The sequence below is a fragment of the Alteromonas sp. MTD1 genome (genome assembly GCF_042848195.1).
Taxonomy (GTDB): Bacteria; Pseudomonadota; Gammaproteobacteria; order Enterobacterales; family Alteromonadaceae; genus Alteromonas.
The window spans coordinates 1-456 of the sequence record NZ_BTGG01000027.1 but is presented as its reverse complement, the minus strand read 5'-3'; the positions used below and the strand labels follow the sequence as shown (position 1 = coordinate 456).

General features: G+C 39.9%; 1 protein-coding gene. It reads right to left on the bottom strand.

Annotated elements, in window-relative coordinates:
* Positions 1–111: 111 nt before the first annotated feature.
* On the bottom strand, positions 112–456 hold a 345-nt coding region (locus ACGHAV_RS16955), incomplete at its 5' end, for a hypothetical protein (RefSeq protein WP_390383380.1).

The window sequence follows — 456 nt, the reverse complement described above, 5'->3', positions numbered from 1 at the left end:
TTTTAAATAAGGGGCGATAACGCGTAGGGCATAATAGCGAAGCGGCCCTGCGTGTTAGCGTCCCAACGAGCGCCAGCGAGTGACTTTATTTTTTTGTTATACACGTGCTGATTAAACCTTGTTACTGGATACAAGCAGCATAACCACTGGCGAATACATTGCAACAGCCGCAAAAGCTAAAAGCGGATTCCATAAAACGAAAAATGGCATGTACACGTGATAAAGCGGAAAATTTAAAGCGAAAGAAAAGAACTCAGACGCTGGTAATCCAACACATTTAAACCCTACAAGCATTGCGTCATAGGCGTAACAACCAACAAACGTAGATGGTTTATGGCCGTAGTCCACGAATGTGAATACGAATATTTCAATTAATATTAAAGCTACAACTACTGCTAAATAAGCAATTGATAGCTTTCTTATGAACTTCCAATGTTTAGGTTTCATCAAAGTGTA